Source organism: Bacillus thuringiensis (assembly GCF_022095615.2).
Lineage (GTDB): Bacteria > Bacillota > Bacilli > Bacillales > Bacillaceae_G > Bacillus_A > Bacillus_A cereus_AG.
Window position 1 is genome coordinate 25,662 of the sequence record NZ_CP155560.1, and the last position, 13,823, is coordinate 39,484.

The window sequence follows — 13,823 nt, forward strand, 5'->3', positions numbered from 1 at the left end:
TAACAAATATGATTATTAAACATATGAATAAATCTGTTTAGTAGAAATCGAAATATTTTTATAAAGAAATGCAACGATATCATCTAAACATTCAACAGTTGTATATGGAGAGATAGAAAAGAATTTTAATGTGGAAATCGGATTTCTATCGCTACTGTTTAATACATCTACTACACAAGAACGAGTTGTATCACCAAAAAATACTTGATCGCGATTTTTTCCTAGATAATTAAATATTTCTATATTTAATCGGTTTGTATCCTCAATCTCTTCTTTTGTTGCAAGACCCATTCGTTCTTTTTCCCAATTTTCTTGGCCATCTCCATTCAGATAGTACCGGAAAGTTGTAATTGGTCCATATGTAAAATCATTTGTGATTGCGACTTGAGGTAGAGCTACACGCAACTTCTCTCTAAATAATAGATTTACACGAACATAATTTGCTAATAATTTTTGATATCCTTCAATTCCAAAGGCTAATAGATTGATATACATGGGAATAGCGCTACCAGCTCGTGAGCATTCTAAGGTATAGCCTGTATGATAACTCCCATAGGATCTATTACCAAGATAAGGTGTATCATCTTGTTCAATGTCCATCAGTTGTAAATCAGTATGATTTTTTACGATTAAAATACTTGAAGCATAAGGTGTTTGTCCTAATTTATGAAAATCAAAACATACACTGTCTGCAAGGGACATATATTGCATTTTATTTTGTACGTATTGTAAGGCATTTTTTACATTAGGTTCAAATGAGAGTGAATTTTCTTCAAAACTATAATTATTAAAGAAACTATAGAATCCGCCCATTGCAGAATCAGCATGGATATAAATAGGTTTTAATTTATATTCTTTCTGTATTGCTTCAGCGCTCTCTTTAATTTTTTTTATATCATCAATGGTAAATGTATCTGTTGACCCCATAGTAGCTAGAATATAAAGGGGGATACCGCCATTTTTAATAACTTGTATCATTTTAGCCTCTAAATCTTCTATATCCATAGAATTTGTATAAGGATCAGTCTTCACTTTTATTAAGTGATTTGACCCTATGCCAGTTGCTTCAGCTGACTTTAATAAACTATAATGTGCATTTTCAGAAGCAAAGCAATAAACATTTTGTGGAGCACCATGTTCTTTTGCTAATGGGAATTGTTTAGAAATTGCTAAACGTAAGCTCGAAAATACACAACCTTGTCCACCCCATGTTGTATAACCACCGCTATTATGTGGATTATAACCAATCAGTTTTGAAAGCATGGATACAACTTTTACCTCTGCTTCAGCTGCCCCTGGGCCATAGACATCCCAAACGCCATTACCATTTAAAAGTGCCATGGTTAGTATACCCAATAGTGATGGGATACTTGGTAGTGGTACAGCATTAGACAAGTAGTATTTATTGGGATAAGGATGGCCATTCATAAATTGGTTTAGCTCTTCTATAACCTCAGACATAGTGATTCCAGCTAGTGGTATATGACTTTGGTGAATTAAGCTATTATAGTATCCTTCTGATTTTTCCTCACATTTACCTAAAGTAGCTCGCTCTTCATTTTTTAATTGGTCAAGATTTTTAATTATTTTCTGCATAGATTCTAATAAAAGTTGTTGTTTTTCTTCATTTCCGTCAACGCTCGGAAATAGTTTTAAAATATCTTGCATGCAGTCACTTCTCCTTGTGAAAAACTGGATTTTTATTTTACTTGGTTAAACATAAGGGTATAATAATTTGTAATTGCCCTTTTGAATCCTTAGAAATGAGGAGCTATTTAGAAAAAAATGTAATTCCATAGAAAATTATATGAACTATGGAATTTAAAGTAAAGAAAAATTTTTTGATTTATTTTTAAAAAAGTAATTGTGAGATAATGAAGTTTCTAAAAATATATCTGAATTAATTGTTTATTTAATTTATATGTTGTCCTAACATGTATTGAACTAGTGTAGTAGATATTTTAATATAATGTAGAACTATTATAAGGTAGTTGAATATAAGGGCTCAACTACCTTATAGACTGTAGATATTGTTAGGAAAAGATAAAAAATAAGGTGGAAGTGTTAAAGATATGTTCTAGTGGAGAAGAAGTAGTGGTATGGATTTGATAGTAAAATTAGCATGAATTTTTATCATTTTAGCCAAGAAGACTCCTTCCTCAAGGAACGTGAAGTGAGTAGGTGGGAGATGACTTGTTCGACATACATAAAGTGTTACTTCACTATCAATCGAATATACGTTTGGTGTATAATATTCATATACCGAAATGGAGGTGAATCAAATGATAATTAATAAAGCCTTTAAGTTTCGTATCTATCCAAATCAAGCACAAACAATTCTAATTAATAAAACGATAGGTTGTTCTCGCTTTGTATTTAATCATTTCCTATCCCTATGGAATCACGCATATAAAGAAACTGGAAGAGGTTTAACATATGGTACATGCTCTGCCAAACTTCCTGCCATGAAGAAAGAGTTTGTTTGGCTCAAAGAAGTGGATAGTATTGCGATTCAGTCGTCTGTTCGCAACCTTGCGGATGCGTATACGCGCTTTTTCAAAAAACAAAACAGCGCACCGTGCTTTAAATCTAAGAAGAACAACGTACAATCTTATACCACAAAACAAACAAATGAAAACATTGCTGTTGTAGGGAGCAAAATTAAGTTGCCGAAACTAGGCCTTGTTCGATTTGCCAAAAGTCGTGAAATAACGGGACGTATTGTAAATGCGACTGTTAGACGGAACCCTTCTGGTAGATATTTTGTGTCACTATTAGTTGAAACAGAAGTACAAGAACTTCCGAAAACACATTCTTACATTGGAGTAGATGTAGGACTAAAAGATTTCGCCATTTTGTCAGATGGAAAACCCTATGAAAATCCGAAGTTTTTCCGATCATTAGAAGATAAGTTGGCGAAAGCACAGCGTGTTCTTTCTAGAAGAATGAAAGGATCTTCTCGTTGGAATAGACAACGGGTAAAAGTAGCTAGAATTCATGAATACATATCAAATGCTAGAAAAGATTACTTAGATAAAATCTCAACTGAAATCATCAAAAACCACGATGTTATCGGTATAGAGGATTTGCAAGTATCGAATATGTTAAAAAATCGTAAGTTAGCAAAAGCAATTAGTGAAGTATCTTGGTCACAGTTTCGAACCATGTTGGAATATAAAGCAAAATGGTATGGTAAACAAGTCATTGTCGTATCGAAAACATTTGCTTCCAGCCAATTATGTTCTTGTTGTGGATATCAAAACAAAGACGTTAAAAATCTAAACCTACGTAAATGGGACTGTCCTTCTTGTCGTACACACCATGATAGGGATATTAACGCAAGTATCAATCTAAAGAATGAAGCAATAAGGCTTCTAACCGCAGGGACTGCGGGGTTAGCCTAATCAATTAGAGTTCGATAGAACTCTTTACTTAGGAATCCCCCACTTCTAAACGAAGTGAAAGTGGGGGTAGTTCAAGGAAGAATAATTATTGGATCAAAGTTTTTTAATGAATTCAATTTCATTATTTAATAATAATGGACGAGTTAAGTGTAAAGAATTTTCTTCAACCTGAGTAGGATTTTTTGCACCAGGTATCGCAACTGAAACGGCTGGGTGGCTTAAAACATAACGTAAGGCAATTTGCGCTAGACTTCGATTTGATCGTACAAGTGAATCTAATTTCTCTACTTTGTTTAAGCTATCTTTAAACCACTGTTCTTTTGGCCAATCTTTTCTTAAATCATCGTCTGGAAATTGAGTTTCATGATTAAATTTCCCAGTTAAAATTCCCATCTTAAGTGGACCTCTTATCACAGCACCTAAATTATGTTTTTCAATATAAGGAAGGATGTCTTTTTCAGGTTCTTTATTTAAAATACTATAATCGAATTGTACAACATCTAAATCATCATTCTGATTAAAATGTTTAATATAATCTAAATCATTAGTAGAAACGCCAACTGCTCTCACTTTTCCAGATTTTTTTAAGGTTTGGAAAGCTTGTAGAAAAGCTTCTGTTTCTTCAGGTTTATCCCACCAAATATGACAAAAGTACACATCTATATAATCCGTTTTAAGCCGCAGTAAACTAGCATCAAACGAATCAATGATCTTTTGAGGATCTCCATAAACGGCTGGTTGATTAGGGTCATAATGATGACAAATTAATCCACCTTTTGTAGACAGAATGATATCCTGCCTACGTTTATGTATAGCCTTTGCAACGAGTGTTTCACTATGACCTAATCCATAAACGTCAGCAGTGTCAATAAAATTAACCCCTAGGTCAATTGCTTTATTGATTGCATCAATGGATTCATTATCTTTTACTACTCCCCATTCATCGCCACCAATCGCCCAAGAACCAAATCCTATCTCTGAAACTATTAATCCCGTGTTACCTAATAATCTATATTCCATTATGAACGAACTCCTCCTATTCAAATTATGTTATTAGAAATATATATAATGATCAGTTGGAATATTCTTGAATTTGTTTTCGGGATATAAATTAGGCTATTTACCTTAATAAATATATGTAAGATTACTGTATAAAAATTAATTAGAATTATTAGTTAAATGGTTTTTTATGCTTAAATTGAATAAAAGTATGAACTATTACAGCATAATTATGAGTTTTATTCATGATTTTAATAACTATGCAATAAGTGAAATAAATGTTGGATTTAGTCGGAAAATATACATTTACAAATCGCAGAATGTGTACATATAGTTGTAATTGTAAATATTATCCGTTTTGAAATATTTATAAAAGGAGAAATTCATATGAAGGAAATACAAAAGCAATATGAAATTGTAGAAGAATTGGATGCAACAGTAGGGCAAGAAGCATTATGGATAGCTCATCAAATGGAATTAGAAAATGGAATGAACAATGAAGCTACCATAATAAAGCTAAAAGGAAATCTTCAAATAGATACTTTTAAGAAAGCGCTTACTTTAATAGTGCAATCTCATCCGGCGCTACGTACACTATTTATTAAAAAGGACGAAAAAATTAAACAATTTATTCAAAAGAGTATAGATTTTGATATACCAATTAAGGATTTAACTGCTTTTAAAAACACAGAACAAAAATTTATTTTAAAAAAATTCTTAGACTCTATAGTGAATGAGAAATTTAATTTAGAAGAAGGGCCTTTGTTTAAATTCCACATCATTAAATTGTGTGAAGATGAATTTATTTTACATATGATTTTTCATCACATTATTTATGATGGATGTAGTTTAGGGGTTTTTATCCAACAATTGTCTTATACGTATTGTGAATTACTTCAAGAAAATACGGGTTTAGTATTAGAATCTCCTTATAAGAGCCTTGTAGAATTTGAGGAAGGTTTTATTGACAGTGCAATGTATAGAGAAGGATCATCCTATTGGAAAGATTATTTACAAGGTGAATTACCTCCTACAGAGTTTCCTGCTACTATTAATAAAATGAATGAACCGATATATACGAACGAAAATATAAGTAAGAATATTGATGCCGATCTATTTTATCAAATACAATGTTTTGCTAAAAGAAATAACATAAGTGTCTATCGGGTTATGTTAAGTACTTATTGTGCCTTGCTTCATCAAATGACAAATGCTGAAGAAATTATTGTAGGTATACCAATTAATACTAGACCACAAACGGAAGAAGGGAATGCTTTTGGTTATTTTGTTAATACATTACCTATACGTATAACAATAGAAAAAGGTGATACATTTAAGGGAATACTTAACAAGGTGAATAAATCTGTTCATTTGGCTATTAAGTATAAACATAATCCATATTCACATATAGTAAGAGATTTAAATCTAAATAATAATACACATCATAATATGATTTATTCAACAGCATTTAATACGGTAAGGATACCTCAATTGAAAATTCCTGATATTGAGTCCACAGTTTTAACAGATTGTAAAAGAGTAAACCCTTTTAACATGACCTGGAGAATAATGAGATATGAAGGGGAAACAGAGAATAAAATTGAGATTGATTATAATTCAGCATTATATAAACCAGATAGTATGAATGATTTAGTTGAAAGATATATATATTTGTTACAAAAACTAATGAAGAATGTGAACGAACCTATTCATTCATTGGATTTACTTTTAAAAAAGGATCATCGTTTATACAAAGATATAAACTCAAATACTCTTGCATATCCTAATTCAAAAACATTAGATCAATTAATTGATCTACAAGCATTAAAATCGCCAAATCAAATAGCGATTTCAATGGGAGATAAATCGATTACCTATTATGACTTGCAGCAAAGGTCAAATCAAATTGCGAATTATTTACGTGAAAATGATATAAAAAAGGGACAGCGTGTAAGTATTACTATGGTGAGAGAGATCGATACAATTGTATGCATTCTAGGTATACTAAAATCAGGTGGAGTTTATGTACCAATCGATCCAAAGTTTCCTGAAAAAAGAATAGAATTTATATTAAAAGATAGTGAAAGTCAAATGATTATTACAAAGAAAGAATTCAGGGGATTAATTGAAAGTTTTGCAATTCATACAATTTTTCTAGAGGATTTTCATTACACTAATTCTATAGAAAATATTGCGTCTACACATAACATAGAAGATGCTGCGTATATTATCTACACGTCAGGTTCAACCGGTTTACCAAAAGGAGTAGTTGTACCACATAGAGGAGTAATTAATTTATCATATTCATTAATGAATCAATTTCATTTAGACAAAAATGATGTATTTTTACAATTTGCAACGATGATTTTTGATGCCTCTATTATGGAAATGTTTCCGATTTTGTTATGCGGAGGAAGAATGCATTTAATTTCTGAATTGGAAAAACGTACTGCAGAAGAATTTATAAATGTAATTAACAAGAATGGTATTACATTTGTTCTTTTACCAACTGCATTTTTTAAATTAATAGCTGATATGCCAAAAGAAATGTTGCTGAAATTAAATTCTTTAAAATGTGTATTTGTAGGAGGGGAAACATTACGTGCTGCATCAGTTCGTAAATGGCAAAGTAAAGTAGGGTTAAAGATTCCAGTTCTTAACGCATATGGTCCTACTGAAGCTACTGTATGTACAACCATTTATGAAGTAAATCATGAGATAAAAGAAGAAACTTCTAATATCCCAATAGGTAAACCAATTGCTAATAGTAAAGTTTTCGTGATCAGTCCGTTCAATACGTTATGTCCGTCAGGAGTAGTAGGTGAATTATTCATTGGTGGTGATGGGGTTGCTAAAGGATATATAAATCAAAAGAAAAAAACAGAAGAGGCATTTATTTCTTTTGAAAAATCATATAATCGCAATAAAAAAATATATCATACTGGGGACTTAGTACGCCTTTTACCAAATGGAAACTTAGAATTTATCGGAAGGAAAGATAATCAAGTAAAACTACGTGGGTATCGAATTGAGCTTGATGAAATAGAAAGAGCATTATTTAAACACCCAGAGGTAAAAGATGCAGTAGTAGTAACTTATCAAAATGACAAAATTGCTAGCTTTTATGTATCAAAAGACAATACAGAGATAAAACAAGAGAACTTAAAAACATTCTTAAGTGAAAGATTACCAGATTTTATGATACCAAATTATATATTTCATCTTAAAACATTTCCATTATCACCAAGTGGTAAGGTTGATAGAAAAAAATTAGAATTACAAATCCCATCTTTACTTGAAAATATGCAAAATCAATATATACCACCAATAAGTGGCACAGAAAAAAGGTTGGCAAAAACATGGTCAGAGATTTTAAATTTAGGGAAATATAGAATCAGTAGAGATGACGACTTTTTTAAACTTGGGGGACATTCATTAATTGCTGTGCAAGTATTAAATCAAATTCAAAAAGAGTTTCATTTGAAATTAGAAATTAGAGATATTTTTGAGCATACAACAATTGCTAGTCTATCTGCTTACATCGATAAATTAATGGAAGTAAATCATGATAGGGAAGAACGGAAGATGCAAATATTAAAAGTTACAGATAAGGAAAGGTATCAGTTATCAAGTGCTCAAAAAAGAATTTGGTTTTTAAATAAATCAAACGCTATTAATAGAGTATACGATACACCACTACACATATATATTGAGCCGAGTTTGAAAAAAGATATTTTACAGGACGCCATAAGGTTTTTGGTTGAACGACACGAGATGCTTCGAACAGTGTTTATTGAAAAAAATGGGGAGCCTAGACAGGTCATATTAAAATCAATATCTATTGACCTTATTCACGATGATATTGAACACATAACTAAAAAGGAAAAACAAGAATATATACGTAGAACAATAAATCAAACGGATCATACACCATTTGATTTGGAAAATGGACCACTTTTCCGGATTAGAATTTTTAATCTTGATAAGAAAAAATCCTATTTATATATCAATTTACATCACATTATTACTGATGAGTGGAGTGTAAGGAATTTATTAGATGAATTAATGAAGGTATATAGTGCCTTTGCTAAACGAAGAAATCCTGAGCTGCCAACTATTTCTAATCGATATGTAGATTATGTTGAGTGGGAACAGGAGCAGTTAAAGTTAGGTCGGTGGGATACAGAAAAATCTTATTGGATGGCCGAACTTGCAGCACCTCTTCCTATACTAAATCTTCCTTTAGATTTTAGTAAGAATCATCAAAGTACAAATAGAGGTACAGTATTTGAAATGAAGTTAGATAATAAAATGAAAGAGTCTTTGAAACAAGTATGTGAACAAGAGAATGTTTCGATGTATATGCTATTTTTGGCAGCATATATTCAATTGTTACATTATCTAACGGATCAAAAAGACATTATTGTAGGTACACCGGTTGTTGGAAGGAATTATCAAGAATTCGAACAAATACAAGGATTTTTTGTAAATACTTTAGCTATTAGAACACAATTAAATGATGTGAAAAATTTAAAACAACTATTACAAGTAGTGAGAGAAAAATGTTTGAATTCTTTCCAAAACCAATCATACCCATTTGATAAAGTAATTGAGCAAATAAATCCTGATAGAAGCTTTGGAAATAACCCGATCTTTTCTACTATGTTTAGTTACCAGAAAGATATTTTGCAACAACATGATGCGTACAAGCTTCAATTGTTACCTAATAAACAAGATGTTAGTAAGTTTGACATTTCTTTAGCTGTTGAAGAAGGATCGGATTATGTAGAGATTTCATTTGAGTATAATATTAATCTTTTCAAGGAAGAGTCAATTAATAGGTTTACTCAAAATTTACTTACTATACTGGACGAATTTATTCATCAAAGAACAGTGGCATATGAGAATCTGTCATTCCTATCGCTGGAAGAGGAATCTCTATATAGAAAGGTAAATTATACAGAAAGACCGTATCCTTATTTTCAAAATATACAGGAGCAATTCTATAAGCAAGTAGAAAGACAATCAAATCGGATTGCTATAGCGACTGAAACGGAATCTTTAACATATAGACAATTAAATATAAGCTCTAATCAAGTAGCTCAACATTTAATCGGAAAAGGTATAAAAAGAGGTGATAAGGTAGCCATATTTTTAGATAGAAGTATGAATAGTATTGTTTCTATGCTTGGAATATTAAAAGCCGGTGCTGCCTATATACCAATCGATGTAAAATACCCTGAGGATAGAATAAATTATATAGTTAGTGATAGCGAGGCATGTAGAATTATAACGAGTAACAAATACAAAAGTCATTTGAATTTAAGCAATTATAAGGTTTCAATAATAGAGGATATATATCGTACGACTATAAATGATGATGTGAAAATTTTTAATAAGCCAGATGATTTGGCATATGTGATTTATACTTCAGGATCAACAGGCAAACCAAAAGGTGCATTATTAACGCATAAAGGAGTATTAAATTTAGTTGAATGGAGAAATGAAGTATTTCAGATTTCTCCAAATGATAAAGTAACACAGTTTTATTCTCATAGTTTTGATTCTTCTGTATCGGAAATTTTTTCTACTTTGTTAAATGGAGCGGAGCTGTATGTATTAAATGATGAACAGCGCTATTCAACTGTCGAATATGCCCAAGCAGTCCAAGAAATACAAGCAACTATTTCTGATTTACCAACAGTATTTTTTAATGAATTATCGACATCATTAACTAAACCGGATAGCGAGAAGATACGTTCTTTAAGATTTATGATAATGGGAGGAGAAGCTGCATCAACAAATGCTATTAGGAGTTGGCAAGATACTTTTAAAAACCAAGTGCAACTGGTAAATGAGTATGGTCCTACTGAAGCAACTGTTTCAGCGATGTACTATTTCATACCAGAATTAGAATGCGAAAATAACATTTTAGGTAGCATACCGATTGGTATTCCAATTTCTAATACAAAGGTTCATATATTGAACTCATATATGCAACATTGTCCGGTAGGGGGCATGGGCGAATTATATATTGAGAGTTTAGGATTGGCCCAAGGGTATTGGAAGCAGGAAGAAAAAACAAAACAGGCATTTATTGCAAATCCATATTCAAAAGATAACAGTAAAAGGTTATACCGAACAGGTGATTTAGCAAAGTGGTTACCAAATGGAAATATAGAATTTATGGGAAGAAAAGATAAGCAAGTTAAAATTAGAGGGCACAGAATTGAACTAGGGGAAATAGAAGATGCAATGTTACAACTTAAGGGGATAAATCAAGCCGTGGTAACACAAACGAAAGATGGGATGTTACTGCAAGCTTATTATAAAACAGTGGACGGTTTAGAAATAGAGAAAAATAAGTTAGCTTTGCATTTATCAAAAGTATTGCCAGAATATATGATCCCTAAATATTACTCTCATGTGTTAGAAATACCAATAACGGCTAATGGGAAAATTGATTTCGAAAAACTGCCAGAAATAGAGTTTGATAATGAGCAAAAAGATGAGTCTATACTTAAGCCTCAGACTAAAGTGCAAAAAAACATTGCAAAAGTATGGTCCGAAGTTCTAAACATTAAATCTATAGGTTTAAAAGATGATTTCTTTAATTTGGGTGGACATTCTTTAAAAGTTATGCCGTCATTAGTCAAATTAAAACCGTTATACCCTAACTTGAAAATCCAAGATTTCTTTAAGTATAGAACAATAGAAAAATTAGCCTCTCATATTGAAGAAATGGAAGATATGTCGTTCAAGAAAGAGAAAAATATGAATGTCGCATGTATGGAAAATGAAACGATAACGCCTCCTGCTTGTAAAAGAAATAAAATAGAAGAATGTGAGATAGATAGGGTGAATTATCCAAAAGCAGTTTTCCTTACAGGGGCTACAGGATATTTAGGAGCACACATTTTAGAACGCTTATTACAGTTGCCATCTACGACTATTTACTGTCTAGTAAGAAATAATGAGGATCAAGTAATTGGTTCAAAGTTAGAAGAAAGAATGATGTTTTATTTCGGTAAAGAAATTCTCCAAAAGTTGGAGGAGAGAGTAGAATTAATTGAAGGAGATTTATCTTTGATAAATCTAGGTCTAGATTCAAAGCAATTGGACCATTTAAATAATAAGGTAGAGTCAATCATACATTGTGGTGGAGAAGTTAGACACTATGGAGAACGTGAGCATTTTCAAAAGGTAAATGTTCAGTCTACAAAATATTTATTGGAATTAGCTAAGAATACAAATGCACGTTTTCATTATATATCGACTTTAAGTGTAGCTGGACAGGCTGAAAGCGATCCAAAAGAATTTGAATTCCTTGAGTCTAATTTTGATAGAGGTCAAAATTTAGATAATGTCTACTTAGAAAGTAAGTTTCAAGGCGAGAAAATGGTCAGAGAGGCAATGGAAAAAGGGATTCGTGCTACGATATACCGTGTGGGGAATTTAGTGGGTAACTCTAAAACGGGTAAATTTCAATTCAATATTAATGAAAACGCTTTTTATAGATTGTTGAAAGGGATATGCTTATCTAGCATAGCACCTGAAATCAATACGTATGTAGATTTAACGCCTGTAGACTATGGCAGTTTAGCTATTACTGAATTATCCTATAAGGCCAATACAGTAAATAAAACCATGCATATTTGTAATCCCAATCAACTTAAATGGGACCAATTTATAAATAGTTTACAAGGTTTTGGATACGATATTATGTTAATGAAACAAGAAAAGTATATAGAGAAGTTTTTTAATACGAATCTAACTAATGATGAACAGAAAGCTTTAGAGCTCATAATGCCTTTATTAGAATCTGTAGAAGAACTATCTGTAGCTATACCATCTTGTTCGTATACGCAAGGATATCTGAAGAATGTACATTGTTTAGAACCAAATCAAGAATATATCAATTTGCTATTACATTACGCTATGAGTATCGAGTTTTTACCAGCCACTAAAGAACCAATATTGCTATAGAATATACCATCGATTTTGAACAGATTGGTTTATAAATACGAAGTTTTGAATATTTGTTTACTTTCTCTTATTATTTGGAAAAGTAAAAAGAACTTGTAGTTTTGTCTACAAGTTCTTTTCAATTAAAAGGTTTATACATTTAGTTGGTTGGATAAAATTTCAACTCTTCATATTACTAACAGAAGAAATTAACCAAGACAAATAATTCTTTTCAATAAGAGAAAAAATACAATTTTATATTAAGACCAAATCCATCGATCATCAGTTAATGCTTGAGAATCATTAACTTTTTCAATCTCATCTGTTATCGACCACTCATTACTTCTTTCAGCGTTCGCCATATGAACTTTAACCTTTTCACCTACATTAAATTTCTGCCCGTGTGTTAAATAAACTGTAACATTACGTTTACTTCCGTCATTTCCAGTATATTGAACAATTACATAATTATATTCTTCTATTCCAGATTTAAACTTATCTACTTTTGTAACATGTCCTATTTCATATTCGTATGCAAAAACATGTTTTAGATAACTTCCCTGGTGTAATGTATCAGTACCTTTAACCTTTTCAATTGACTCTGCAATCATATAGTCCGTAAAATTACGCATCATTGCACCAGTAGCTTTTATATGATCACCAACTTTTACATTTGGTGTAGAGTTTAAATAAATACTGATAGGCTCTGAATACTTTGTTGATTCAACAGAGATAACATTATCAGTAACCTCAACTACACGCCCTTCAATTGTTGATAAATTTGACTCGATAGAAGCTGCACTTGCTTTTGTTACTTCTAATCCTGGTAGATTTGTGCCTGCAAGAGCTGCAATTCCTATTGCACTAGCTAAAATGATTTTTTTCATACCTTATAACATCTCCATTCCGGTTGTAGTTAAATGCGAAGTTAGGTTTAATTTGTAAATAACTTTTGAATATCACCTAACATGTAATCATTATAGTTACAATAAGAATGATTATCAACTACAATTGGAATGTAATTTTGCATAATAATAAATCTTGATTTAATAATTTATCATTCGTATTGGGTATTACACCAATAATTGGTACAGGAAAAGAAATTGGACAAATTATCAAAGGGGAAGACTTAGTTACAGGTCAAAAATACGGTCCAGACGATTATGTATGGGGTACATTGGCCGTCGTATCTGGTCGTACAGCACGAATTGTTGGTAAGGTTGTAGGGAAGATTGGCGATCTTGAAAAGAAAGGAAAGGCACTAGAAGTAGCTGCTAAAGGTGGTCGTTCAGGAGAGATTGTTCTTGATAAGGTTCAAACATATGAACAAGCAAGAAATAAAACAATGAGCTTATTGGGGGATTTTGGGGCAGATTCTCAACCTGTAGATTTGAAGTAAAGTCGCGATGTTTTGAACAAAGTCGCGATGCTTTATCCCTTTAGGTAATCATATCT

At 31.6% G+C, this 13,823-nt stretch carries 5 protein-coding genes and 1 pseudogene; 3 read left to right on the forward strand and 3 right to left on the reverse strand.

The genetic code is table 11. The annotated features are described in order from the left end of the window. Positions 1-15: 15 nt before the first annotated feature. Positions 16-1,668, reverse strand: a complete 1,653-nt coding sequence (locus KZZ19_RS27060) for a pyridoxal phosphate-dependent decarboxylase family protein (RefSeq protein ID WP_237982032.1) — start codon at positions 1,666-1,668, stop codon at positions 16-18. Between the two features lie 614 nt (positions 1,669-2,282). Between KZZ19_RS27060 and tnpB the strand changes: the two genes are divergently transcribed. Continuing rightward, positions 2,283-3,404, forward strand: coding sequence for an IS200/IS605 family element RNA-guided endonuclease TnpB (tnpB, locus tag KZZ19_RS27065; RefSeq protein ID WP_226545993.1), 1,122 nt, complete (start codon positions 2,283-2,285; stop codon positions 3,402-3,404). A 93-nt stretch (positions 3,405-3,497) separates the two neighbouring features. Here tnpB and KZZ19_RS27070 read toward each other — a convergent pair whose 3' ends face one another. Beyond that, a complete protein-coding gene (locus KZZ19_RS27070) occupies positions 3,498-4,424 on the reverse strand; it encodes an aldo/keto reductase (protein ID WP_237982031.1) in 927 nt (308 codons plus the stop codon). A 366-nt stretch (positions 4,425-4,790) separates the two neighbouring features. Here KZZ19_RS27070 and KZZ19_RS27075 point away from each other — a divergent pair, with 366 nt between their 5' ends. Next, positions 4,791-12,389 (forward strand): non-ribosomal peptide synthetase, encoded by a 7,599-nt coding sequence (locus tag KZZ19_RS27075; protein ID WP_237982030.1) that lies wholly within the window; start codon positions 4,791-4,793, stop codon positions 12,387-12,389. Positions 12,390-12,628: 239 nt separating this feature from the next. Here KZZ19_RS27075 and KZZ19_RS27080 read toward each other — a convergent pair whose 3' ends face one another. Next, positions 12,629-13,255, reverse strand: a complete 627-nt coding sequence (locus tag KZZ19_RS27080; RefSeq protein ID WP_237982029.1) for a hypothetical protein — start codon at positions 13,253-13,255, stop codon at positions 12,629-12,631. A 164-nt stretch (positions 13,256-13,419) separates the two neighbouring features. Here KZZ19_RS27080 and KZZ19_RS27085 point away from each other — a divergent pair. Then, a pseudogene (locus tag KZZ19_RS27085) lies at positions 13,420-13,647 on the forward strand (pre-toxin TG domain-containing protein); the annotation flags it as partial. Between the last annotated feature and the right edge of the window lie 176 nt (positions 13,648-13,823).

Coding starts and splice junctions, on each gene's coding strand:
- KZZ19_RS27060 (WP_237982032.1), bottom strand. CDS start 1,668: ATGCAAGATATTTTAAAACTATTTCCGAGCGTTGACGGAAATGAAGAA.
- tnpB (WP_226545993.1), top strand. CDS start 2,283: ATGATAATTAATAAAGCCTTTAAGTTTCGTATCTATCCAAATCAAGCA.
- KZZ19_RS27070 (WP_237982031.1), bottom strand. CDS start 4,424: ATGGAATATAGATTATTAGGTAACACGGGATTAATAGTTTCAGAGATA.
- KZZ19_RS27075 (WP_237982030.1), top strand. CDS start 4,791: ATGAAGGAAATACAAAAGCAATATGAAATTGTAGAAGAATTGGATGCA.
- KZZ19_RS27080 (WP_237982029.1), bottom strand. CDS start 13,255: ATGAAAAAAATCATTTTAGCTAGTGCAATAGGAATTGCAGCTCTTGCA.